This is a genomic window from Cellulomonas soli (assembly GCF_052036975.1).
GTDB lineage: Bacteria > Actinomycetota > Actinomycetes > Actinomycetales > Cellulomonadaceae > Cellulomonas > Cellulomonas soli_A.
Genome location: NZ_JBQIAR010000011.1, coordinates 122007 through 145946, shown reverse-complemented (window position 1 = coordinate 145946; position 23940 = coordinate 122007). Strand labels below are relative to the sequence as shown.

Sequence of the window (23940 nt, the reverse complement as noted above, 5' to 3'; positions counted from 1 at the left end):
GCGAGGCGCTGTGCGCCTCGCCCACCCGTAGGTCACTCGTTGTCGCCGCCCGTGAAGATCGTCGCGGCGACCTCGCTGGTCGACGCGGCGTCCCCGGCGTCCGGCCACACCCAGTCGCGGATCTCGGGGACGTCGTCCCCGTGCTCACGGGTGTACTGGCGGGCTGCCAGGCGGGCGTCGACCATGCGCTGCCGCAGGCCGGCCTGCGACTGGCCCAGGCCGGGCGTCTGGTCGATCACGTCGATGACCAGGTGGAACCGGTCCAGGTCGTTGAGCATGACCATGTCGAACGGCGTCGTGGTCGTGCCCTCCTCCTTGTACCCGCGCACGTGGATGTTCGCGTGCCCGTTGCGGCGGTACGTGAGGCGGTGGATCAGCCACGGGTAGCCGTGGTACGCGAACACCACCGGGCGGTCCTGCGTGAACAGCGTGTCGAACTCGCGGTCCGACAGGCCGTGCGGGTGCTCCCGCTCGTCCTGCAGACGCATGAGGTCGACCACGTTGATGACGCGGACCTTCAGCTCGGGCAGCTCGCGACGCAGGATGTCCGCGGCGGCCAGCACCTCGAGCGTCGGCACGTCGCCTGCGGCGGCCAGCACGACGTCCGGGTCCTCGCCGGGCACCTCGGTGCCCGCCCACTCCCAGATGCCCAGACCGCGCGCGGAGTGCGCGATGGCCTGGTCCATCGTCAGGAAGTTCGGCGCCGGCTGCTTGCCCGCCACGACCACGTTCACGTAGTTGCGGCTGCGCAGGCAGTGGTCGTACGTGGCCAGCAGCGTGTTGGCGTCGGCGGGCAGGTACACCCGCACGACCTCGGCCTTCTTGTTCACGACGTGGTCGATGAACCCCGGGTCCTGGTGGCTGAACCCGTTGTGGTCCTGCCGCCACACGTGGCTCGAGAGCAGGTAGTTCAGGCTCGCGACCGGGCGGCGCCACGGGATCTCCCGCGTGACCTTCAGCCACTTGGCGTGCTGGTTGAACATCGAGTCGACGATGTGGATGAACGCCTCGTACGAGGTGAACAGGCCGTGGCGTCCGGTGAGCAGGTAGCCCTCGAGCCAGCCCTGGCACTGGTGCTCCGACAGCATCTCCATCACACGGCCCGCACGGGCCATGTGCTCGTCGACCTCGGGGCCGTAGAACTCGGCGTTCCACTGCTTGTCGGTCGCGCCGAACACGGCCTGCAGACGGTTCGAGGCCGTCTCGTCCGGGCCGAAGATCCGGAAGTTGTCCGGGTTGAGGCGCACCACGTCGGTGAGCCACTCGCCCAGCACGCGCGGCGCCTCCGAGATCGAGCCGCCGGGCACCGGCACCTCGACGCCGTACTCGCGGAAGTCGGGCAGACGCAGGTCCTTGAGCAGCAGACCGCCGTTGGCGTGCGGGTTGTCGCTCATGCGCAGCGCACCCGAGGGGGCCAGCGCGCGGATGTCGCGGACCACGCGACCGTCCTCGTCGAACAGCTCCTCGGGGCGGTACGAGCGCAGCCACTGGTCCAGGACCTGCAGGTGCTCCGGGGTGTCCCGCGCGCTCGCGAGCGGCACCTGGTGCGCACGCCACGAGTCGGTGGTCTTCTTGCCGTCGATGTAGTCCGGACCCGTCCAGCCCTTGGGGGTGCGCAGCACGATCATCGGCCACATCGGACGGTTCACGTCACCGTTGGCGGCACTGGCCTTGATGTCGGCGATCTCGTCGAGGACCTCGTCGAGCAGCGTCGCGAACCGGCGGTGGATGTCCACGTGGGACTCGTCGTCGAAACCGGCGACGAACACGTGCGGCTTGTGGCCGTAGCCGACCATGAGCGAGTGCAGCTCGTCGTCGCTGATGCGGGCCAGCACCGTCGGGTTGGCGATCTTGTACCCGTTGAGGTGCAGGATCGGCAGGACGACACCGTCCTTGGCCGGGTTGACGAACTTGTTGGAGTGCCAGCTGGTGGCCAGCGGTCCGGTCTCGGCCTCACCGTCACCGACGACGGCGGCGACCAGCAGGTCCGGGTTGTCGAACGCGGCGCCGTAGGCGTGCGAGAGCGCGTAGCCGAGCTCACCGCCCTCGTGGATCGAGCCGGGGGTCTCGGGGGCGACGTGGCTGGGGATGCCGCCCGGGAACGAGAACTGCTTGAACAGGCGGCGCAGGCCCTCGGCGTCCTCGGTGACGTCGGAGTAGACCTCGGAGTAGGTGCCGTCGAGGTAGGCGCCGGCGACCAGGCCGGGGCCACCGTGGCCGGGGCCGGCGACGTAGATGGTGGACTGCTCGCGCTCCTGGATGGCCCGATTGAGGTGGGCGTAGAGGAACGTCAGACCCGGGGTGGTGCCCCAGTGGCCGAGCAGACGCGGCTTCACGTCGTCGCGGTCCAGCGGCTCGCGCAGCAGGGGGTTGTTCAGCAGGTAGATCTGGCCGACGGACAGGTAGTTCGCGGCCCTCCACCAGGCGTCGATGCGCTCGAGGGTGGCGACGTCCAGCGGCTGGCCGGACCCTGTCTTCCACGTGCTCGTCACGGGCGTGGTCGTACTCATGCTCGCTCCCGGAAAGTCGGCGCACCGGGGTCCCCGCTGCGCTACGGATCGATACCCGCTGCCCCACTGTGGCGTGCACCGTCGAAAATACATGGGACGTCTGACCCAGAGCCAGCTGGCCCCGCCATGCGCACCCGGCACCATCCAACCGGAACCCGTCGGAGCCTGCGCGTGGAGCGCGAGATCCGGACCACGAGCGGTCGTCAGTGTGAGTGAGAGCACGTCCGAGGGGTGGACATCCCCGGCCCGGAACGGCTGCGTCGCAGCCTTCCGGCCGCGTTACCGTGGGGTGTGTCCGAGCCGACGACGCTGCTGCGTGCCGCCCTGCGCCCGCGCATGATCGCGCTGCTGCTGCTCCTGCTGGCCGCTGCCGCGGTGTGCGGGCGACTCGGGGCGTGGCAGCTCGACCGTGCCGAGCTGCGCGGGCACGCCGCCGCGCAACGCGAGGAAGCCGCCCGGCTGGCCGCCGACCCGCTGCCGCTCGAGGACGTCCTCGCACCGCAGGAGACCTTCACCGGGGACGTGCTCGGGCGCAAGGTCGTGGTGCGGGGCGAGTACGAGGGTGCCGGCCAGCTGCTGGTCGCCGACCGCGCCGCCGACGACGTCCCGGGGATGCTCGTGCTCACCCCGCTGCGGGTGAGCGAGGGCCCCGACGCGGGAGCGGTCCTGCCCGTGGTGCGTGGCTGGCTCCCGCTGGCGGAGGCCACCGCCGCCCTGGCCGCCTCGGCAGGCAGCGCGCCGCCAGCGCCGACGGGCCAGGTCGAGGTCGTCGGGTTCCTGCAGCTGTCCGAGCAGGCGGGTACCGGAGCGCAGGACGGGGTCGTCGACGCGATCAGCTCGGCCGACCTGCTCAACGTGTGGGACGGGCCGATCTACACCGGCTACCTCGTGCTGGCCTCGTCCGACCCGGACCAGGGGGAGCGGCCCACCGTGCTCGACCCGCAGGCCGGGGACACCGGCGGCCTGAACATCCAGAACCTGGCCTACGCGGCGCAGTGGTGGATCTTCGGGGCGTTCGCCGTCGGGCTGTGGCTGCGGCTCGTGCGCGACGAGGCAGCCGGGGGCCCGCCGCGCGGTGAGGACCCCGCCCCGCAGGCCGCACCCGAGCCGGCCGGACGCTGAACGTCCGACCGGCCCCGCGGTGCGGCTGATGCGGCCCGCGCCGTGGCCCGGCTGCTACTCGTGCTGCCAGGAGCGCCACAGCGCCGCGTAGTCGCCCCCCGCCGCGACGAGCTCGTCGTGCGGACCGATCTCCGTGATGCGACCGGCGTCGACCACGGCCACCCGGTCCGCGTCGTGCGCCGTGTGCAGACGGTGCGCGATCGCGACGACGGTGCGCCCCTCGAGCACCGCGGACAACGACCGCTCCAGATGACGGGCCGCGCGGGGGTCCAGCAACGAGGTCGCCTCGTCGAGCACCAGCGTGTGCGGGTCGAGCAGCACCAGACGGGCGAGCGCGACCTGCTGAGCCTGCGCCGGGGTCAGGGTCGTCCCACCGGAGCCGACCTCCGTGGCCAGACCCTCGGGCAGGGCCTCGACCCAGTCCCACGCGTCGACTGCCCGTAGGGCCCGCTCGAGGGCTGCCTCGTCGGCGTCCTCCTGCGCCAGGCGCAGGTTGTCGGCGAGCGTGCCGACGAACACGTGGTGCTCCTGGGTCACCAGGGCGACGTGACCGCGCAGCTCGTCGAGCGGCAGGTCGACCAGCGGCACCCCACCCATGGTGACCGTGCCGCCGGTGGGGGGATGGATGCCGGCGAGCATGCGCCCGAGCGTCGACTTCCCTGCACCCGAGGGCCCGACGACGGCCAGACGCTCACCCTCGTGCAGGTCCAGGTCGATGCCGTGCAGCACGTCGTGCCCCTCGCGGTACGCGTAGCGCAGCCCGCGGGTGCGGATGTGCTCGTCGACCGGCTCGGCCTCTCCCTGCGTCCGGTCCTGCTCGACCTGGCGGACACCGACGATGCGGGCCAGGGACGTCGCGGCGACCTGGATCTCGTCCAGCCAGAAGATCAGCTCCCACACCGGACCGGTGACCTGGTGGGTGTACATGACCACCGTGGTCACCGCACCGAGCGTCACCTGGCCCTGCGAGGCCAGGTACCCGCCCCACAGCAGCACCGCGACAGGAGCCAGGACGAACGCGAAGTCGATCCCCGGGAACAGCACCGTGCGCAGGCGCAACGTGGCACGTTCCGCCTGGAACGCCTCGTGCAGGTCGTCGTTCACCCGGGCGAACCGCCGGGCCCCGAGCCCGAGCGCGTCGACCGTGCGCGCGCCCTCGACCGACTCCGTGATGGTGCCGTTGAGCGCCGCGTACGCCGCCGACTCGCGCTGGTAGGCGGGGGTGGCGCGCCGCAGGTACCACCGGCACACCACGAGCATCACCGGCACGCCGATGAACATGGCCACCGCGACCCGCGGCGCCGTCAGCAGCGAGGCCACCACCGTCAGGCCGATCGTCACGACGGCGACGATCACCCGAGGCACGCCGAACCGGACCGCGTGCTGCAGCCGGTTGACGTCGTTGGTGGTCCGCGCGACCAGATCGCCCGTGCCCGCGCGTTCGACGACCGACAGCGGCAGGGCCGTGAGGGTCTCGATGAACTCCTCGCGCAGCTGGGCGAACACCTTCTCGCCGAACACCATCGACAGGCGCTGCGCGAACCGGATGAGCACGGTCTGGCTGAGCACGGCCAGCACTCCCACGCCGATCAGCAGGTTCACCTCGCGCAGGGTGGTGCCGTCGATCACGGCGTCGACCAGCCGGCCGAGCAGCCACGGCCCGGTCAGACCGGTGACGGCGGCCGCGGTGTGCAGCGCGGCGATCCCCGTCAGCGACCGACGGTGCGTGCGCAGCAGCTCGACCGCGTAGGCGCGGACCGTCGCCGCATCGGCGATGGGCAGCTTCACGGTCGTCCTCCTGCGTCGTGGTGGGTGCCGGCCAGTGCCGGTTCGTCGAGGTGTCGTCCGACCACACGGCGGTAGGCGTCGCCGTGCTCGGCGTGCTCGAGCAGGTCGGTGTGCGCGCCGCGTGCGACGAGCTCGCCGTCACGCAGCAGCAGCACCTCGTCGACGTGGTCGAGCACGAGCGGGCTGGCCGTGACCAGCAGGGTCGTACGACCGCGCCGCGCGTCCGCGAGCCGTGCGGCGATCCGCGCCTCGGTGTGCGCGTCGACCGCGCTCGTCGGCTCGACCAGCACGAGGATCTCCGGGTCGAGCAGCAGCGCGCGCGCCAGGGCGACGCGCTGACGCTGGCCGCCGGACAACGAGCTGCCCTTCTCCGGGAGCTCGCCGGTCAGTCCGTCGGGTACCGAGTCGAGCACGTCGTGCGCGTCCGCGAGGGTGATCGCGGCCAGCAGCTCGTCCTCGCTGGCGCCGCCGCGCACGTCCAGCTCGGCGCCCAGGGCACCGGAGAACAGCTGCGGGGTGGCCTCGGCCACGACGATGCGGGCGCGCACGTGCTCCTTGTCGATCGCCGCGAGCGGCACGCCGCCCAGGTGCACGGGCGTGGCGGCCTCGGCCTCGTCGTCGAAACGACCCAGGCGGGTGGCGATGGCGGCCGACTCGTCCGGGTCGGCGCTGACCAGCGCGGCGACCCGGCCGGGAACCAGCGAGACACCGCTGACCTGGTCGACCAGGTGCACGTGTGGCGGGGGTGTGGGTGCGGTGGCAGGTGCGGCGCCCGAGGCGGGGACGACGGCCAGGACCTTGAGCACCTTCTTGGCGCCGACCCAGGCCCGGGTGGTGCCCTGCAGCATCTGCGTCGCCTGCTGCACGGGCCAGGTGAGGAATGCCGCATAGCCGTACACCGACACGAGCTGTCCGGGGGTGATCGTGCCCGCGACGGCCATGCGCGCACCGAGCCACAGCAGCGCCGCGACGAACAGACCCGGCAGCAGCGCCTGCAGCGCGTCCAGCCAGGACTGCGTGACGGCGACCTGAACGCCGCGCTGCCGCACGACCTGGGACTGTGCGCGGTACCGGGCGTTGAACACGCCCTCGCCGCCGATGCCGCGCAGGATCCGCAGGCCCGAGACGGTGTCGGCGCCAAGCGTGGTCAGCCGGCCCGAGGCCTCGCGCTGCGTGGTCTGCCGCCGCTGCAGGGGCTTGACCAGCAGACCGAGCGCCACCGCGACGGTCGGCAGGCCGAGCAGCACGACCAGCCCGAGCGGCACGGAGATGCGCAGCATGAGGAACGCGCAGGCGACGTAGGCCACGAGGCTGCCGACGAACCGGCCGGCCAGGGCGAAGACCTCGCCGATGCGCAGCGCGTCGTTCGCGACGGCCGAGACGACCTCGCCGGTGGGCAGCTCGGCCGTGATCGCGTGCCCGGAGGTGGACACCGTGCGGCCGACGAGCTGCGAGGACGTCAGCGAGGCGCGCATCCAGGCCTGGACGTCGAACCGGTGCCCGATGGCCGAGGCGGCCGCGCTCACGGCCCCGAGGAGCAGCAGCGCACCGGCGGCACGCCACAGCGGCGGGCCGAAGCCGTGGGTCAGGCCGTCGTCGATCGCCGTGCCCGTCAGGGCGGGCAGGAGGGCCTGGCACGCGAACATCAGCACCCCGAGCCCGACGGCTGACGCCAGCACCGCCCACTGCCGGCGCGCCAACCACCACAAGAAGGCGAAAGGGCCGGTCAGCGGGGGTGTGCCCGGGTCGGGCAGGGGGAGCGAGCGCATGGTCGTCGACGCTACTGGGCGGTACCGACAGCCCGGAACCTGATTACGTGCGCGGGTCGACCGTGACGAGATCACCCACCTGCAGGCCCCACGTCCCGAAGCTGCCCCGGGGTGCCTCGAGCACGGCCGTGACGTGCCGTCGGGGCCGTGTCATGCCCCACGGTCGCAGGACCAGCACGCTGCGCACGACACCGTCTGCCCCCACCAGCGCGACGTCCAGCGCGCTGCGCATGCCGATGCCGTGGACCGAGTTCTCGGGCGTCAGCCACAGGGCCTCGGGCAGCTCGCGTCGCAGCAGCACGCCGCGCAACCTGGTCCGCCAGGTGTCCGCCACGAGGGCGGTGGCGACCGTCCGGCCGTTGAGCCGAACGGACGACGAATCGGACATTTCGGTCTTCATCCGGCTAGTATGGCGCCCCGCTGGGTCCCGGCACGGGCCGCTGACCAGCGACGACCCACCGCACTCGGCGGTCGGCACCCCCTGCCCGGGCAGGCCCACACGTCGGGAGCGTTCCTCGAGCATGCAGCACGTCACGGTGGTCGCGCTCGTCGACCCGGCCCAGGGTGCAGGGGTCTTCCTCGACGGTCGCGCGATCGCCGTCGAGGCCGCCGACCTCCCCGGTGGGGCCGCGGCGGTGCCCGCCCACGCGACGCACGTGTTCCTCGTCGGTGAACGTCGGCACGAGGCGCTCGTCCGGAGGCAGGCCGCCGCGATCGCCGACCGGGGGCCGGTCGTGGCGTGGCGTGCGCTGCCCCACGGTCCCGCCGCGATCGCGCTGATCGCGGCCCAGGCCGGATCCGCCGGTGCGGGCGCCACCGACGCCGGCATCGTCGCCGCGTTCGTCGACGTGCTCGCCGAGCAGGCATGGAGCGGCGCCTGGATGCCGACCGTGGCCCGGCTCGAGCACCCGGCACCGTCCGTCGGTCAGCACCTGCGGTCCTGGGCGCCCTCGGGCATCGGGTTCGTCGCCACGTTCTCCGGCCCGGCACCCCAGGTGCAGGCCGCGGGGGCCGCCACCCTCCCGGCAGAGCCCGCGCTGGCCCGCGGGCCCGTCTACTGCACCGGGCTGGACGGCATCCCCGAACCCGCCCGGGCCGCGCTCATGGCACTCAGCGGCGGCACCCACCTGGTGGACATGCCCGACCTGCAGATCTCACCCGCGGGCCGCACCGGTTCGGAGCGGGCCGTCGAGGCCGTCGCGTTCCCCGCGCTCGAGCACCTGTCCGTCCGAACGTCCACCGGGCCCTGCCCGTCGTGCGGGGCCGCGGTCGCCGCCGCCTTCTGCACGTACTGCCACGTGCGTCGCGCCACCGGCGCCGCACAGCGAGGAGCTGTCGAGTGAACCCCCGCCAGAGACGCGGCCTGCTGTTCGTCCTGCTGTCGGCCGCCATGGCCGTCGTCGTCTTCGTGGTGATCGTCGCCTACGTCGGCAACGTTGCCAGCCAGGTCGGCTCGACCGTCACGGTGTACCGCGCCGCGAGCGACCTTCCGGCCTACTCCACGCTCACCAGCGACGCGCTCGTCACCGACGAGGTGCCCGAGCGGTGGCTCTCGGAGTCGGCCCTCGTCACGGAGGCCGACCTCGTCGGACGCAAGGTCGGGGTGAACCTGCACGAAGGCACCATGCTGACCGCCGACCTGCTGGTCGCCGAGTCGGACCTGAGCGCGACCGAGCGCGAGATCGCGATCGAGGTCGACGAGGTCACCGGCATCGCCGACCGGGTCAGCCCCGGTGACTACGTCGACATCTACGCGGTCTTCGCCGACGTGCCCGGTCTGCCCAAGCAGGTGCGGGTGCTGGTGCGCGGCGTGCGGGTCGTCTCGGTGCGCGGCAGCCAGGTGCAGGTCGACGAGGAGAGCCTCACCGGCCAGTCCACCGTCGTACCCGTGACGCTCGCGCTCGAGCCCAACGACGCACTGGCGGTCACCTACGCCGCCGCGTTCGCCGAGGAGGTCCGCCTCGTGGGTCTGCCCACGGGCACGGCGGAGGACCGCACCGACGAGCAGGGCGACTTCGACGCCGAGGACCTCGGGGGCACCGCCGTGCCCGAAGGGGTGAACGGCTGATGGCCGGCCGGGTCGTCATCGGGTGCGCGGACCAGTCCCTCGCCTACGAGCTGCGCGCACAGCTCGCGGAGGCCGCCGACGTCGAGGTCGTCGCCGTCGCCGAGACCACCACCGACCTCACCGCGCAGGTCGTCGCCCACGCGCCGAACCTCGTGCTGGTGCACGACCAGCTCGGCCCGGAACCCGTGCACCAGGTCATCCGTGACCTCGGTCTGCGTCGCCCCGCGAGCGTGGCCGTGGTCGTCGCGGCCGCCAACGACGCCGAGTCGCTGGCCGGGGCCATGGACGCCGGTGCGCGCGGCGTGCTGTCGTACCCGCTGTCGTTCGCGGACGTCCAGCAGCGCGTGGTCAGCGCGCTCGACTGGTCACGGCACATGCAGAGCCTGCTGGCCACCAGCACGGACGGCGGGGACAGCGCTCGCGGTCGGGCGACCGTGGTGGCCGTCAGCGGGTCCAAGGGCGGTGTCGGCACCACGACCCTGGTCACGCACCTCGCGTGGGACGTGCGGCGCGAGCTGCCCTCGCACAAGGTGCTCGTGGTCGACCTCGACCTGGAGAAGGGTGACGTCTCGAGCTACCTCGAGGCCCGTCACCGCACCTCGATCGCCGACCTGGCCAAGGTCGCGCAGGACCTGTCGGTGCGCACGGTCGCCGACGCGGTGTACGAGCACGAGTCGGGTCTGCACCTGCTGCTGCCACCGGAGGACGTGCGCGAGGTCGAGTCGGTGACCCCCTCGGCGATCCGGCAGATCATCGCCCTGCTGCGCCAGCAGTACGACCTGGTGCTGGTGGATGTCGGTGCGCACGTGACGCCCCTGCAGGTCGCCGTCGTCGAGATCGCCGACGAGGTGGTCTCCGTCGTCACGCCGGACCTGGTCAGCATCCGCGCGCTGCGCCGCAACCTGGGCTGGTGGGAGTCGCTGCAGGTGCGCAAGCCCGAGCAGGTGCACGTGCTGCTCAACCGCTCCTCGCGCGCCGACGAGCTGCAGCCCGAGACCGCCCGACGCCTCTCGCCGGCCCCGATGCTCGACGGTGTGCTCCCCGACATGGGGCGCAGGCTGGAGACCTCCGTCAACTCCCGCTCCCCGGAGCTGGTCTCCGAGCCGGGATGGTGGCGTGCGTTGCGGGCCTTCGGACGCGAGGTCGGTGTCGCGCGGGGCGCCGCCCGAGCGCAGCAGGGTGCCGCGAACGGCGCCGACGAGCAGGACCCCGGACGCCGGGCCCGCGGTCGCCGCGCGGACGCTGGCTCCGCCTCGGTGGAGCTCCTGGGCGCCTTGCCTGTGCTCGCCCTGGTCTGCGCGGTCGTCTGGCAGCTCGCCCTGACGGGCGTCACGTTCGTGTGGACCGGGTACGCCGCCTCGTCGGCGGCCCGTGAGGTGGCCCTCGGTCGGCCGTTCGTCGAGGTCGACACCGCGGCCACCGACCGGTTCCCCGACGCGATGCACGACTCCGTCGAGGTCGTCGTCGGCACGCCCGAGCCGTCCTCGGTGCAGGTGACCGCGCACGTGCCCCTGGTGCTGCCCGGCGTCCTGTCGACCCCGTGGGACGTGGTCGTCGAGCGAGAGGTGGTGCGTGAGCCGTGACGGTGACCCGTGACCGGGGCGACCGTGAGCGCGGCTCGTCGGCGATCGAGCTGCTCGGCGTGCTGCCGGTGGTCGTGGTCGTGCTCCTCGCGCTCCTGCAGACCATCGCGGTGACGTACACCACGCACGCCACCAACCAGGCAGTGCGGGACGGCGCGCGGGCGATGAGCCTCGGCCGGCCCGTCGCGGCGGCGGTGGAGCGTTCGCTCCCGGGTGGGCTCGAGGCCCAGCAGATCACCTACCCCGACGGGGGTGTGCGGATCGAGGTGCGGGTGCCGCGGATCGCCGTGTTCCCGGGAATGACCGTGACCCGTGAGGCCGCCATGCCCCGGACGGCGCCCTGATGCGCGCGGGGTTCGGCGGGTGGTCGGAGCGTCCTGCGGAGGGTGCCTCCGAGGCCCTGGGTGCGCCGGCGGCGTCGGCGAGCGATCTCGACGAGGGGCTGGTCGCGACCTTCAAGCGCAAGCTGCTCGACGAGGTGGACCTGCACGAGCTGGGTCGGCTGGACGCGGGCCAGCGGCGTATCCGGCTGGAGCGCGTGGTGGCGCACCTGGTGTCCACCGAGGGTGTCATCCTCACCACCCGGGAGCGCAACGCGCTGATCCGGCGGGTCGTGGACGAGTCGATCGGTCTGGGAGTGCTCGAGCCCCTGCTGGCCGACGAGACGGTGTCGGAGATCATGATCAACGGCCCGAGCACGATCTACGTGGAGCGGTTCGGCCAGGTCGAGAAGGTGCAGGCGGCGTTCGCGTCCGAGGAGCAGCTGCGGCAGACCATCGACCGCATCGTCTCGACCGTGAACCGCCGGGTCGACGAGTCGAGCCCCATGGTCGACGCGCGTCTGCCCGCCGACGAGCGCATGCCCCGTGGGGCCCGCGTGCACGTGGTGCTGCCACCGCTGGTGCTCAACGGGCCCACGGTGACGATCCGTCTGTTCCCCAAGTCGTACGGCCTGGACGAGCTGCTCCGGCGGGGGAGTCTGGACGCGGCGACCGCGGAGCTGCTGGCGGCGTGCGTGCGGGCGCGGATGAACATCATCGTGTCCGGGGGGACGTCGTCCGGGAAGACGACGCTGCTCAACGCGCTCTCGGCGTTCATCCCGGCCCGGCAGCGCATCCTGACGATCGAGGACGCCGCCGAGCTGTCGTTGTCGCAGGAGCACGTGGTGCGTCTGGAGACGCGCCCGGCCAACGTCGAGGGCAACGGTCAGGTCACGATCCGCGACCTGGTGCGCAACGCGCTGCGCATGCGGCCCGACCGCATCATCGTCGGTGAGGTCCGTGGCGGTGAGGCGCTCGACATGCTGCAGGCGATGAACACCGGGCACGAGGGCTCACTGGCGACGGTGCACGCGAACACCACCGTGGACGCGCTGATCCGGTTGGAGACCTTGGCGTCGATGAGTGACGTCGAGGTGCCGTTCCACGCGTTGCGCGACCAGGTGAACAACGCCGTGGACCTCGTGGTCCAGCTGCTGCGCGGCTCGGACGGCACGCGTCGTGTGGTGGAGGTCGGCTGGGTGGCCTCGCGGCACCGCGAGGAGTTCCAGGTCGAGCCGCTCATGCGGTGGGACCCGGAGGCCCCGAACCCGCCCGGTCCGCCGGGCCGGTTCGTGCGGTACCCCGTGCCGCAGCCGATCCTCGACCGTCTGCGCATCGCCGGGGAGCCGCTGGGGACGGCGGGGTCCACGGTGGACGGTGCCGGTCGGCCGGTCGCCCCGCTCGCGGCAGGGCACGCCTGATGGGCACCGTGGTGCTGATCCTGGTCGGGGTGCTGCTGGGGTGCGCGATGTTCGTCGTCGGGGTCGCCGACCTCGTCTCGGTGCAGACCCGTCGCCGTCGCCTGGTCGCGGGGGTCGTGGACGATGCGACCGGTCCGCAGGCGGCGCGTTTCGCCGCGTGGGACCGTTCGTTCCGTCGGACCCGGCCGGGCACCTGGGTGGCCGGACAGCTGCTGCTCGCCGGGGAGGAGCACCGCCCGCCGTTGGCGGTCGCGCTCGTCGCGCTGGGTGGCGGGATCGCGGTCGGCTGGGTGCTGGCCGTCGGTCTGGCGCCGGTGTTCGGAGTGCTCGGGGTCGCGGCGATCGTCGTGGGCCTGCGCTCGTACCTGGGGCGGGCGAAGGCTCGTCGCAACGAGCAGTTCATCGCGCAGATGCCCGAGCTGGCGCGTGTGCTGTCGAACGCCACCAGCGCCGGGCTGTCGATCGCCTCGGCCGTGGGGATCGCGGCGACCGAGCTGGCGGCGCCTGCCGGTCCGGAGCTGGCCAGGGTGGCCTCCCGCATGCGGTTCGGCGACAGCCTGGACACCGCCATGCACGGGCTCGAGGCGCGGCTGCCCTCACGTGAGGTCAGCGTGCTGGTGTCCACGCTGCTGGTCAGCGCGCGCAGCGGCGGCTCGCTGGTGTCCGCGCTGCGTGACATCGCCGACACGTTGGACGAGCGCAAGGAGACCCGGCGTGAGGTCCGCACGACGCTGGCGCAGTCCACGTCGACGGGGTACCTGGTGATCGGCATGGGCTTCGGTCTGCTGTTCCTGCTGAACGTCATCCAGCCGGGCACGGTGCAGGCGATGACGTCCTCGTGGATCGGCCGTGGTGCGCTGGTCGTCGGGTCGGCGCTGTTCGTCTCCGGGTTCCTGCTGATCCGACGGATGACGAGGTTCGAGGGATGAGCGCGCTGATGCCCTTCGTGCTCGGCCTGGCCGGCGTGCTCGTCGTCGTCCTGTTCCTGGCCGGCTACCGGACCATGCGCACCGACGCCCTCGACGCCCTGGCGACCGAGGACCTGGACCTGCTGCGCGGTCAGCAGCGGCGCCGGGCCGAGGGGCAGTCACCCCTCGAGCGGCTCGCGCAGCGCCAGGTCCCGCGGCTGCGTCGGCTCCTGGGTCCGCGTCGCCTCGCCCAGCTGCAGCGCCGGATCGACGAGGCGGGCCGGCCCGACGGGCTGACCGTCGACGGGTACCTGCAGCGCACCGCGTGGTGGGCGGTCCTGGTGACCCCGCTGGTCTTCCTGCTGCTGCTGCAGGGCAACCTGCTGATGGCGGCCCTCGGTCTGTCGGTGCCCGTCATCCTCCCGCTGAGCAAGGTGGCGGGGGCGCAGCGTCGACGACGTGAGCAGATCGACCGTGACCTGCCCGACTTCCTGGACGTGCTGGCCGTGACGGTCATGGCGGGGGTCAACTTCCGTGCCGCGCTGGCGCGGGTGGCCGAACGGTTCGAAGGGGCGCTGGCCGACGAGGTCACGCTCACGCTGCAGCAGATCGCGAACGGCGCCTCGGTGCGCCAGGGGTTCCAGGACCTGCGTGAGCGCAGCTCGTCCGAGCCGGTGGCGCAGTTCGTCTCGGCACTGCTGCAGTCGCAGGAGCTCGGTGCGCCGCTGGCGGAGTCGTTGCGGCAGATCGCCGAGGACCTGCGGCGCGACAGCGGTCAGCGGCAGCGGCAGGCCGCCGCGAAGACCGCCCCGCGCGTCACGCTCGTCACCTCGCTGGTCCTGGTCCCGGGTGCTCTGCTGTTCGTCGCCGTCGGCATGTACCTGGGTGCCGACATCGACCTCGGTGCCCTGCTGGGGAGCACGTGAGCGTGGCCCGCGCGGAGTTCGACCGGCAGGTCGTCTCCGGCGCGCTGCTCGTGCGGCTCGTCGCGATCATGGTCGCGCTGGTCGGGATGCTCGGTGAGCGCATCACGGTGGGCATCCTGCTGAGCGTGCTGGTCCTGTCCGGCACGAGCTTCGCGTTCCTGGTCTACCCGGGGGTGTCGCGGTTCGTCACGGTGCACCCGCTCGCGGTCGTGGTGGACGTGCTGCTGACGTTGGCCGTGCTCGCGGCGATGGGTGTCGAGAGCCCGCTGGTGCTGGCGACCTTCTCCACCGCGCTGATCCTGGGGGTCCTGTTCGAGCGCCGGGTCGTGGCGGCCGGTGCTGTGGTGCTCGTCGCGGGGTACCTGCTGGTCGCCCGGATGCAGCCGGACGGCGGCGCCGAGGCAGGTTTCATGGTTCAGCTGGGGGTCCCGGCCCTGTACCTGTGCCTGGCGGGGATCGGCACCGTCGTGCGAGGCGCGCACGAGCGTGACGTGGCCGCCAGCCGTGAGCTGGTCGCGGCACATCGCGCGGTCGCGGCGGCCGAGGAGCGGGGACGGCTGGCACGCGAGATGCACGACTCGCTCGGCAAGACGCTGCACGGGATCGCCCTGGCGGCCGAGGCGTTGCCCGTGTGGGTCGAGCGCGACCCGCAGGTCGCCACGCGGTACGCGCAGGGCCTGGCGGGGGGTGCGCACCAGGCGGCGGCGGAGGCCCGTGACCTGCTGGTCCGGTTGCGCGCCGATCAGCCCGACCGGCCGCTCGCCGACGTGCTCGCAGACCTGTGCGGACGCTGGCAGGAGGAGTCCGGGGTGCGCTGCGCGTTCGCGAGCTCAGGTGCGGTGGACCTGTCGACCGACGCCCGCTACGAGGTGCTGGCGGTCGTGGGGGAGGCGTTGGAGAACGTGCGGCGCCACGCCGCGGCCCACCGGGTCGACGTGCGGCTCCGGGGTCACGAGGACGGTGAGGTGGCGATCGAGGTGAGCGACGACGGGTGCGGGTTCGAGGTGCAGGAGGACGGGCGCGGTCCGAGCGGTCACTTCGGGCTGGTCGGGATGCACGAGCGGGCGGCCGCGGTGGGCGCGCGGCTCGAGGTGACCTCGACCCCGGGGCGAGGGACGTGCGTGCGGGTGCTCGTCGGTGGGTCGCAGGCGGAGGAGGGGACCGATCGTGACGGTCGTTGACGACACCACGGCCACCACACGCGAGGGTCCCCGGCGTCCGGTGACGGTTGTCATCGCCGACGACAACGCCGTGATCCGGATGGGGCTGCGCAGCCTTGTGGAGTCCTCCCCGCGCCTGCGCGTGGTGGGCGAGGCCGCCGACGGCGACGAGGCGGTCCGCGTGGTGCGGGCCACCCTGCCGGACGTCGTGCTGCTCGACGTGCGCATGCCCCGACGCGACGGCGTGCAGGTGGCTGCCGAGGTCCACTGCTGGTCGAAGGTGCTCATGCTGACCTACGCGCACTCGCCGGAGGTCGTGCGCGCCGCCGTCGAGGCCGGGGCCAGCGGCTACCTGGTGCACGGGCAGTTCGCCTCGCACGAGCTGGAGGGCACGGTGCTGGCGGTGGCCGACGGGGCGTTCCTGCTGTCCTCGCCGGCTGCGGCGGCCCTGCGCGAGTCGTGGGCGACCGTCGTCCCCGAGCCGGAGGTCGCGCCGGTGCCGGTGCGCCCGGACCTGGGGTTGTCCGCGCGGCAGCAGGAGGTCATGGACCACATTGCCGCCGGTCGCACCAACGGTGAGATCGCCGCGACGTTCTACCTGTCCGAGAAGACGGTCAAGAACCACGTGAACCACATCTTCGCCCGGCTCGGTGTCCGCTCCCGTGCCGAGGCGGTCTCGGTCTGGCTCGGTGGGTCCTGACATGGGTGCGACCGCGACCACGACTGGGCCCGCAGTTGGGCCCACGGGCCCCTCGGCGAGGGGTGTCCGATTTCTAGGGTTCTGCACGTCGGCAGCGCACCGGGTCCCGGGCGTCGGCCGGCCGGTGTCGACCGAGGGGGTCGAACCGTTCGCCACAGCCGGAGGAGTCAGCCATGACCCGCATGTACGTGAACACCAAGATCCGTCTGCAGAAGGCGCTGGAGCAGCGCGAGCTCGGCCAGGGGACCCTGGAGTACCTGGGCGTCATCGTCGTGGCCGCGCTGCTCGTCGCCGCCCTGATCGGCGTGTTCAAGGGCTTCGACCTGACGTCGAAGGTCCAGACGCAGCTCGACAAGATCACCAACGCCTAGGACCGACCATGCGTCACGGCTGCGAGCGGCCCGAAGGCCGGCAGCTGGTTGCCTGGCCGGCGGGCCGGCTCGGCATGCGTCGAGAGGACGGGATGGCGACCAGTGCGGTCGTCGTCACCGTCCTTGTCGGCGTGGCCTCGTTGCTGCTGCTCGCCGTCGTGCCGCTGCTGATGGGCACGGAGCAGGCGGGGCGTTCGCAGACCGCCTCCGATGCGGCAGCACTCGCCGGCGCGGTCGGTGCGCGTGACCGCGCCGTGGTCGAGCTCGCCGGGGCGGTGCCCGCCCTGCGACCGGCTGCGCTGGCGGGGCTGGGCGGTTCGTGGCGGTTCGGCACGGCGGCCGGGGGCGCCTCCGGGCTGGCCGACGCCGCGGCGTTCGCCGTCCGCAACGACGCCGTGGTGGAGGAGTACCGCCACGACGGTACGCGTGACCGCGTGACCGTGCGGACCCGCGCCACGCAGCCGGGGCCCGAGGAGACCGTGGTGCGCTCGTCGGCGTCGGCGAGCCTCGGCGTCGAGCTGAGCAGCTGCCTGGTCACGGCGGACCGCTCGATCACCGGGTGGACGGAGCCGCCGCCGAGCCCGCCGCCGGCACCCGAACCGACCCCCGCCCCGACGCCGAGCCCGACGCCCACGCCCACGCCGACGTTCGTCCCGGAACCCGTGTACGGGCCGTGGTCCTACGCGATGACGTGCGACGGGGACGACGGTTTCAGCGTGAGCGGCCCGACCATCACCGCGGTGGTCGACCAGGGTCGCGCGGCCCTCGACGCGCTCCAACCACGGTTGGTGCCATGATGCCCGCGGCCGCACAGACCCCTGACCGGAAGGATGCGCCGATGGCGTGGTGGAGACGAGCCCGCGTGCTCGCACCGATGACGGCGGTCGTCGTCGCAACGGGGCTGGTGCTCGCCGGCACCGGTGCGTCGGCGGCGACGGCGCAGCCCGAGGACGGGCTCCCGTCCGGCACGGTGAGCGTCGACGGTCAGCAGACCCCCATCCTGGGTTCGTTCGTGTACCACCAGTTCCACGACGACACGAACCCCGAGATCCGCGGTCTGGTGCACGGTGTCCGGCGGGTCGAGGGCGGGACCGTGCTCTACTACTCCATCGGCGCGTCCGAGCAGTTCAGCGGCAGCATGGCGTTCCCCACGTCCACCGCGCCGTACGACCTGAACTTCGGTGTCGACCTGACGCTGGTGGACACCGCGTCGCTCGTCGCGTACCGCCCGCTGTGGGACGAGCAGACCACCTTCGCCACCTCGTACTACGACCTGAACTCCCAGGCGGGTGAGCTGCGGGTGGGCTGGGCGCTCTTCCCCGAGCTGCCGGCGGACGTGACGTCCGTGCAGGTCACGATGCCCTGGGGCACCGCCGCGGGTGAGGTGCCGGTGGAGGACGGTGCCCTCGAACCGGTCGCGGAGGAGCCCGCACCGTACCTGGGTGAGGGGTGGCCCGCGGTGCCCGAGGGGGCTGCGCTGGCGCAGACGGACCCGGTGGCCGTGACCTACGACCTGGCCCGACGCTCGAGCGACCTGGCCGGGACCGCGGCGGTGGAGGAGACGACCGAGCAGGTCGCGGTGACGCTCGACGCGAACGTGCTGTTCGCGACGGGCTCGGCCGAGCTCTCGCCGCAGGCGCAGTCCACGCTGGCGACCGTGGGCGCGGACATCGCCGCGCGGGCCACGGGGCAGGTGCAGGTCACGGGGCACACCGACTCCGACGGGACGGACGAGGCCAACCAGACGTTGTCCGAGCAGCGGGCCGCCGCCGTGCTCGCCGTGCTCCAACCGGTCGGAGGGGACGCGGTGACCTGGGTGGCCGTGGGCAAGGGCGAGTCGGAGCCGGTGGCACCCAACGACAGCGACGAGGGCAAGCAGGCCAACCGTCGGGTCGCGGTCGTCTACACGATCGGGAACGCGTCATGAGGCACCAGGGCAAGCGTGCGGCGGGCGTCGCCGCCCTGCTGGCCGGCGTGCTCGTCCTCGCCGGGTGCACGGGCGACGACGAGCCGGACCCCACGGCCTCGGCCAGCGCCGCGGCACCGGAGCCGGCCCGGGACTGGAGCCGCGCGGAGATCGAGGAGCTGGTGTTCGAGGGCGACCTGGGCACCTCGACCGTGCTGGGTTCCGCCGAGGGCCAGGTTCCTGACCTCGTCGACGTGCTGCCCGCACGGATCGACGTGACCAAGGTCGAAGCGGACGAGGCGAGCACCGTGGTGTGGTTCACGCTGGTCAACCTCCAGGACACGGACCCGCTGCTCGATCTCGCCGCCTTCAACGAGTGGCGTCCGTTGGCCACCGACATCCGTGACGTCGCGATGGTCGACCCGGTCGCCGAGCAGCGGTACCAGCCGTACGTCGGGTGGACCTCCGCCGACGAGGACAACTCGCTGTGCGCGTGCGCGTCGGCACCCCTGCACATGTCGACGGTCGGTCAGCTGCTCTCGGCGACCTTCCCCGCGCTCGACCCGACGACCGGGACGATCAGCCTCGAGGTCCCGGGCTTCCCGGCGATCGAGGGGCTGCCGGTCACCCGGCTGTAGCGTCGGTCGTCACGCGCCCCACTCGACCCTGGCTCGGTTCGCCCCGGCCGGGGTCGAGCCGCGTCAGGGCCCGGACTGCGTCTGTGCTCGGGCCCTGCCCCTCAGTTCCTTGGGCCCGCGCGTGAGGCGCTGGGCCCACCGTGCGGTGAGGCCTCACCGCCAGGCTGACGGTGTCCGGTCCGTTGGTGGAGAGGTGCTGTCGTGATGCGTGTCTGCCGTGCGCCGGGGTCGGCCGGCTGCGTCCGGCTCGACGAGCGCGGGGCCTCGTCGGTCGAGACCTTGGGTGTGGTGGTCGTCGCGGTCCTGCTGGCCGTCGGGGCGATCGTGGGCGTCGCGGCGTACCCCAGCCATGTCGCCACGGCCCTGTGCCGGTTCTCCGCGGCGATCGGGTACGGCGACGGCTCGTGCGCGTCCGTCCCGACCTCGGTCGCCTCGCCCAAGACCGACGCGGACTACCAGCCCGGCGTGTGCATGCTGTCCGAGTCGAGCGAGCGGTACAACGCCGAGGTCAAGATCTGGTTCGTCACCATCGGCGAGGGCTCGGGTTTCATCGTCCAGCAGTTCTCCGACGGCACGGTGCGGGCCACGCTCACCGACGGCGCCTCGGTCGGCGCGAACGGTGCGCTCGGGTCCAAGTCGTTCGACACGACCAAGCTGGGCGAGGGCAACAAGGCCGGTGTCGACGTCTCCCTCGGAGCGAACCTCAAGTTCGAGTACGGGTCCACGTGGCAGTTCGACGACGTCGACCAGTGGACCGACATGAAGGACGACCTGGACGCGTACCTGATCCAGCAGATCCAGATGCAGCACGACCAGTACGGCGGGTACGCGATCTACACCTCGCTGTTCGGTGAGTGGCTGGAGCCGCCGAAGGACCCGAAGTACACGTTCGCCAAGGTGGGCGTCGAGGTGGCGCTCAAGGCCAACGCGGGTGTCCGGGTGGGCACGGGTCAGGTCGACTCCTCGGGCAACCCCAAGTTCGTCGACCCCAAGCTCGGCTTCAACCTCAAGGCGACCGCCGGTGGCTCCGTGGTCGTGCAGACCAACACCGAGACGGGCGCCAAGTCGTACACGTACGAGGTGTCCGGCTCGGGCAAGCTCACCGGGGACCTGGTCCTGGCGCACGTCACGGGTGAGGGCAAGGTCAGCGGGGCGTTCACCACGACGTACGACGCGAACGGCGCCCTGACCGAGCTGGCGTTCAAGTCCTCGTTGGAGTACGGCGCGGGCGGCAGCCTGGGCAACAACACGTTCAAGGCGGTCTCGGGCAGCACGGGGGAGAGCCAGACCGACACGGTGGCCACCACCACGAAGCTGGCGGTCACCGACGAGAACCGCGCGCTGGTGGAGGAGTGGTTGGCGAACAGGTCCGGGGTGGCCGGGGAGGTGCTCTCGTTGCCGTTGTCGGCGATGGTGCCGGACAAGCCCTCGGAGGACCCGTTCCTGCAGCTGATGTTCGACGAGGCGAAGACCAGCCAGATCACGTACCACAACGTGAAGGACTCCACGGAGTTCGGCATGGCGGTGAAGAAGGGCTGGGAGTTCGGGTTCAACGTCACCGCCGAGGAGGCGACCGCCACGAAGACCGACGCGGACTTCCTCGGTGCGCCGACGCAGGACGGCACCCGGCCGATGATCGACGACGCACTGTGCAACTGACGTGAGCGAGAGGTGGTGAGGGCGATGCGACGGCTTCTCGTCCCGTGGGTGGTCTCCGTGGTGGTGCACGTCGTGGTGCTGGTGGTCGCGGGTGTGGGGGTCGGTGCGGCCGTGGCCGGCGGGTCGACGTCCGCGGCGACGTGGGTGCTGCTGGTGCTGCCGCCTGCGTTGGGTGTCGCCGCGGGAGTCGCGGTGTGGCGTCCGGTGACGCGGCCGCACTGGCTCGACGGGGCGCTGGTGGCGTTGCCGGTCGTGCTGGTGGGGCTGGGGTTGGCGGTGCTGTCGGTGCTCGCGGCGCCCAGGGGGTTGCCGGCCCGTGCGATGCTCTCGCTCGCGATGACCCCGACGGTCGCGGCACTGGCCGCGGTGGCTGCGGGGGGAGCGCTCAAGGCCCGGTTGTGGACACCGCAGGGCAGCAGGACACGGACGCACAGCTATCTGGGAGAGGACCAGGCATGAGGTCGACGACGGGGTTCCGGGTGGGCGCGGGTGTGCTGGCGGCCGGGCTCGCGCTGCTGCTGACGGCGTGCAGCGACGGGGGTGCGCAGGTCTCGGTGCCGGACGCCCCGGACGGCTGGGTGCGGGTGGAGGCGGGGCGGCTGACGGTGGCGGTGCCCTCGGACTGGGTCGAGCTCGAGACGGCCGATGCGATGTGGTCGCAGGCCTGGTCCGACGCGGCCGACACGAGCCAGGCCACGGTGATCCTGGTGGCCGCACCCGAGCTGGGCACGGACGGAGCGGCGCAGGGGTTGGACACGTTCGTCGCGGGCGCGCAGATGGGCGGCACACCCGGCTACGTCTCGACCGGTCGCTCCCGCCCGGTCGAGACGGACACGCTCGAGGTCGAGCGCAACGACTACACGTACACGGCCGGCGACGCGACGAACGACGGCGTGTTCTGGTCGGTCGCCGACCCGCGCGACGAGCACACGATCGGGTTGCAGCTGACCGGTGCCGACCTGTCGGCGGACGTCATCGCCACGGTCCAGGACAGCATCCGCGTGCTGCCTCAGGAGGGCTGATGTCCGCGGTCCCGGCGCTGCTCGTCGTGGCCGTCGTGGTGGTCGTCATGCTCGGCGCGGTGGGCATGTTCGCGTACCTGTACGGCCGCCGCCGCGTGTTCACCCGCGGGGTGCGAGGGACGGCGGTGGTCGTCGCGGTGCGCCCGACCGCGGCCCTGGAACGTCACTCGGTGGTCGAACGGCCGACGGAGCGGGTCACCGTCGCCACAGCCGCGCGCCCGCAGGGCGTGCTCACCGACCAGAAGGTCCCGGCGGGTCAGTACCTCCCCGGGCAGGTGGTGGCCGTGGTGCAGGCGCCCGGGCGTCCGGACCGGCTCTACCTGGACCGCCCCGACCTGGAGCGCAGTGCGCTGAGCGTGTACGCCCCGCTGCTGCTGGCGGTGTGCGCCCCGTTCATCGCGGTGCTGGGGGTCACGAACGGGTTGCGCGGCTGACCGCTCCCGCAGGTCAGCCCGGCACCTGGTCGCGGGCGGCGCCCGACGCGCGGGCCACGGCACCCAGGACCCGCGCGGGCCGCCGGCGACGCCGGCGCTTCTGCGCGTACATGGCCGCGTCGGCCCCGGACAGCAACGAGGAGGCGGACCGGACCTCGCCGCTGCGCACCTGCGCGGAGCCGATGCTCGCGCGCGTCGAGGTGACCAGGGGGCCGAGGTCGATCGGCGCGGCGAGCCGCAGGTCGATGGCCGCGGCGGCCCGCTCGGCCAGGCCGTCGACGGGCCCTTCGAGGAGCACCAGGAACTCGTCGCCGCCGAACCGGGCCACGACCCCCTGGTCCGACACGTCGTGCACGGCCTCGGTGAGGCGTCGGGCCACGACGACCAGCAGGTCGTCGCCCACTCCGTGGCCGTAGGTGTCGTTGACCTCCTTGAAGTCGTCGAGGTCGACGAACAGCACCACGGCGCCGGGTGACTCACCTGAGGCGACGCGTTCGACGAGCTCGCCGGTGAGCTGGTCGACGTGGCGGCGGTTGGGCAGGCCGGTCAACGGGTCGTGCACGGCCTGGTGGGCCATGCGTGCCTCGGTGTCGCGCTGCGCACGGCTCACCTGGTGCAGCATCACCGCGACGAGCGGCGTGATCAGGAGCGTGCCGACGAGCAGCGCGGACGCGTCGGGTTCGGCCCCGGCGAGCTGCTGCACGGAGACGACGAGCGGGTTGAGCGCCAGGGCGCAGGCGAGGGCCACCACCCGCAGACCGGTCAGTCGTGCGGTGCGCGGGCGGTGCAGGCCGACCAGGTGCTCGGCGTCGGGGTCGGCGGCCGCGGCGCCGATCGTCAGGTAGACGCCGATCCACAGCAGGCCGACCCAGGGTGCCCGGTCGAGGTCCGACTCCCAGGTGACGACTCGCGACGCCTGGGCGACCAGGTTGATCGTCAGCGCGACCACGATGTACCGCAGGGCGCCGCGCCCCCCGGGGCGGGCGACGGCGACGCGGAACCCGGCGCCGGCGATGGCGCTGGACAGGAACACGCTGGCCGCCGCGTGCAGCTGGGCGGCGGGCGAGGCACCGATGGCGACCAGGTGCGGTCGGGCGACCACGCCCCACAGCAGCGCGGTCGTGGTGACGGCGAAGATCGCACTCTCCACCACGGAGGTGTCGTACCGGCGCCGGGGTCCGACAAGCAGTGCGACGATGCCGAGCAGCGCCGCGAGCAGACCCAGCGGGCTCACCGCGAGCCACCACTCCGGCGTGGGGTTCGCGGCGCCGTGCGCGGTGCGCACCACGGTGTCCAGGTCGAGGATGAGCAGCCCCACCAGGACGAACCACCAGCCGCCGCGTGCACCGAGCCTGCGCCGGGCGAGTCGGACGGCGACGACGCCGGTGGCCACGGCCTGGGCGAGGAGCATGGCCGCTGTGGGGGCACCCGCCTGGTGCAGCGCGCCCAGCGCGAGTGCGAGCAGCAGGGTCCCGACCGCCACGGCGGTGGCGGGACCGGTGCGTCCCGCCGTCGTCCCCATGTACTCAGCATCGGTGCCCCCACGAGGGGGTCGAGCCGTCAGACGCCCTCCGAGGGCTTCGGCACGCGGATTTCACCCGGGTCGAACGGCCTGGCGGCCCGACGTCACCCCGG

General features: G+C 72.7%; 23 protein-coding genes. 18 read left to right on the top strand and 5 right to left on the bottom strand.

What is annotated here, in order from left to right; translation table 11 throughout:
• Positions 1–32: 32 nt before the first annotated feature.
• Entirely contained in the window at positions 33–2510 is a 2478-nt protein-coding gene (locus ACTHAM_RS12825; protein WP_440688034.1) for a phosphoketolase family protein, read from the bottom strand.
• A 291-nt stretch (positions 2511–2801) separates the two neighbouring features.
• On the opposite strand from ACTHAM_RS12825, the gene ACTHAM_RS12820 reads away from it, so the two are divergent.
• Positions 2802–3632, top strand: a complete 831-nt coding sequence (locus ACTHAM_RS12820; RefSeq protein WP_440688032.1) for an SURF1 family protein — start codon at positions 2802–2804, stop codon at positions 3630–3632.
• 54 nt (positions 3633–3686) lie between these two features.
• Here ACTHAM_RS12820 and ACTHAM_RS12815 read toward each other — a convergent pair whose 3' ends face one another.
• The 3 genes from ACTHAM_RS12815 to ACTHAM_RS12805 are packed head-to-tail and all read right to left on the bottom strand — an operon-like array spanning position 3687 to position 7577.
• The gene (locus ACTHAM_RS12815) at positions 3687–5420 is read right to left on the bottom strand and encodes an ABC transporter ATP-binding protein (protein WP_440688030.1); all 1734 of its coding nucleotides are present in this window, start codon (positions 5418–5420) and stop codon (positions 3687–3689) included.
• A complete protein-coding gene (locus ACTHAM_RS12810) occupies positions 5417–7189 on the bottom strand; it encodes an ABC transporter ATP-binding protein (RefSeq protein WP_440688028.1) in 1773 nt (590 codons plus the stop codon). Before ACTHAM_RS12810 ends, ACTHAM_RS12815 begins: the two co-directional genes overlap by 4 nt.
• A 43-nt stretch (positions 7190–7232) precedes the next feature.
• Positions 7233–7577 (bottom strand): DUF192 domain-containing protein, encoded by a 345-nt coding sequence (locus tag ACTHAM_RS12805; RefSeq protein WP_440688026.1) that lies wholly within the window; start codon positions 7575–7577, stop codon positions 7233–7235.
• 133 nt (positions 7578–7710) lie between these two features.
• Here ACTHAM_RS12805 and ACTHAM_RS12800 point away from each other — a divergent pair, with 133 nt between their 5' ends.
• The 17 genes from ACTHAM_RS12800 to ACTHAM_RS12720 all read left to right on the top strand — a co-directional run bounded on the left by ACTHAM_RS12800 (position 7711) and on the right by ACTHAM_RS12720 (position 22305).
• Complete coding sequence (locus tag ACTHAM_RS12800; protein ID WP_440688025.1) at positions 7711–8532, top strand: hypothetical protein; 822 nt, start codon at positions 7711–7713, stop codon at positions 8530–8532.
• Complete coding sequence (gene cpaB, locus ACTHAM_RS12795) at positions 8529–9257, top strand: Flp pilus assembly protein CpaB (RefSeq protein WP_440688023.1); 729 nt, start codon at positions 8529–8531, stop codon at positions 9255–9257. Before ACTHAM_RS12800 ends, cpaB begins: the two co-directional genes overlap by 4 nt.
• Positions 9257–10840 carry an AAA family ATPase gene (locus tag ACTHAM_RS12790; protein WP_440688021.1) on the top strand — a complete coding sequence of 528 codons (1584 nt, stop codon included), beginning with the start codon at positions 9257–9259 and terminating at the stop codon, positions 10838–10840. The genes cpaB and ACTHAM_RS12790 overlap by 1 nt, the downstream gene beginning before the upstream one ends.
• Positions 10837–11184: a TadE/TadG family type IV pilus assembly protein gene (locus tag ACTHAM_RS12785; RefSeq protein ID WP_440688019.1), complete on the top strand. Its 348-nt coding sequence runs from the start codon at positions 10837–10839 to the stop codon at positions 11182–11184. The genes ACTHAM_RS12790 and ACTHAM_RS12785 overlap by 4 nt, the downstream gene beginning before the upstream one ends.
• Positions 11184–12581 (top strand): CpaF family protein, encoded by a 1398-nt coding sequence (locus tag ACTHAM_RS12780; RefSeq protein WP_440688017.1) that lies wholly within the window; start codon positions 11184–11186, stop codon positions 12579–12581. The genes ACTHAM_RS12785 and ACTHAM_RS12780 overlap by 1 nt, the downstream gene beginning before the upstream one ends.
• Positions 12581–13510 carry a type II secretion system F family protein gene (locus tag ACTHAM_RS12775; RefSeq protein ID WP_440688015.1) on the top strand — a complete coding sequence of 310 codons (930 nt, stop codon included), beginning with the start codon at positions 12581–12583 and terminating at the stop codon, positions 13508–13510. Before ACTHAM_RS12780 ends, ACTHAM_RS12775 begins: the two co-directional genes overlap by 1 nt.
• The gene (locus ACTHAM_RS12770; protein WP_440688013.1) at positions 13507–14415 is read left to right on the top strand and encodes a type II secretion system F family protein; all 909 of its coding nucleotides are present in this window, start codon (positions 13507–13509) and stop codon (positions 14413–14415) included. Before ACTHAM_RS12775 ends, ACTHAM_RS12770 begins: the two co-directional genes overlap by 4 nt.
• On the top strand, positions 14412–15596 hold the full coding sequence (locus ACTHAM_RS12765) for a sensor histidine kinase (protein WP_440688011.1): 1185 nt from the start codon (positions 14412–14414) through the stop codon (positions 15594–15596). Before ACTHAM_RS12770 ends, ACTHAM_RS12765 begins: the two co-directional genes overlap by 4 nt.
• Positions 15583–16275 carry a response regulator transcription factor gene (locus ACTHAM_RS12760; RefSeq protein ID WP_440688009.1) on the top strand — a complete coding sequence of 231 codons (693 nt, stop codon included), beginning with the start codon at positions 15583–15585 and terminating at the stop codon, positions 16273–16275. Before ACTHAM_RS12765 ends, ACTHAM_RS12760 begins: the two co-directional genes overlap by 14 nt.
• Positions 16276–16448: 173 nt before the next feature.
• On the top strand, positions 16449–16646 hold the full coding sequence (locus ACTHAM_RS12755; protein ID WP_440688007.1) for a hypothetical protein: 198 nt from the start codon (positions 16449–16451) through the stop codon (positions 16644–16646).
• Positions 16647–16738: 92 nt separating this feature from the next.
• On the top strand, positions 16739–17443 hold the full coding sequence (locus ACTHAM_RS12750; RefSeq protein ID WP_440688005.1) for a hypothetical protein: 705 nt from the start codon (positions 16739–16741) through the stop codon (positions 17441–17443).
• A 65-nt stretch (positions 17444–17508) separates the two neighbouring features.
• A complete protein-coding gene (locus ACTHAM_RS12745) occupies positions 17509–18573 on the top strand; it encodes an OmpA family protein (protein ID WP_440688003.1) in 1065 nt (354 codons plus the stop codon).
• Entirely contained in the window at positions 18570–19190 is a 621-nt protein-coding gene (locus ACTHAM_RS12740) for a hypothetical protein (protein WP_440688001.1), read from the top strand. The genes ACTHAM_RS12745 and ACTHAM_RS12740 overlap by 4 nt, the downstream gene beginning before the upstream one ends.
• A gap of 201 nt (positions 19191–19391) precedes the next feature.
• The gene (locus tag ACTHAM_RS12735) at positions 19392–20849 is read left to right on the top strand and encodes a hypothetical protein (RefSeq protein ID WP_440687999.1); all 1458 of its coding nucleotides are present in this window, start codon (positions 19392–19394) and stop codon (positions 20847–20849) included.
• Positions 20850–20873: 24 nt separating this feature from the next.
• On the top strand, positions 20874–21308 hold the full coding sequence (locus ACTHAM_RS12730; RefSeq protein ID WP_440687998.1) for a hypothetical protein: 435 nt from the start codon (positions 20874–20876) through the stop codon (positions 21306–21308).
• Complete coding sequence (locus ACTHAM_RS12725; protein ID WP_440687996.1) at positions 21305–21871, top strand: hypothetical protein; 567 nt, start codon at positions 21305–21307, stop codon at positions 21869–21871. Before ACTHAM_RS12730 ends, ACTHAM_RS12725 begins: the two co-directional genes overlap by 4 nt.
• Positions 21871–22305 (top strand): hypothetical protein, encoded by a 435-nt coding sequence (locus ACTHAM_RS12720; RefSeq protein WP_440687994.1) that lies wholly within the window; start codon positions 21871–21873, stop codon positions 22303–22305. The genes ACTHAM_RS12725 and ACTHAM_RS12720 overlap by 1 nt, the downstream gene beginning before the upstream one ends.
• A gap of 13 nt (positions 22306–22318) precedes the next feature.
• On the opposite strand, the gene ACTHAM_RS12715 is transcribed toward ACTHAM_RS12720, so the two are convergent.
• Positions 22319–23827 (bottom strand): diguanylate cyclase domain-containing protein, encoded by a 1509-nt coding sequence (locus ACTHAM_RS12715; RefSeq protein ID WP_440687992.1) that lies wholly within the window; start codon positions 23825–23827, stop codon positions 22319–22321.
• Positions 23828–23940 lie beyond the last annotated feature (113 nt).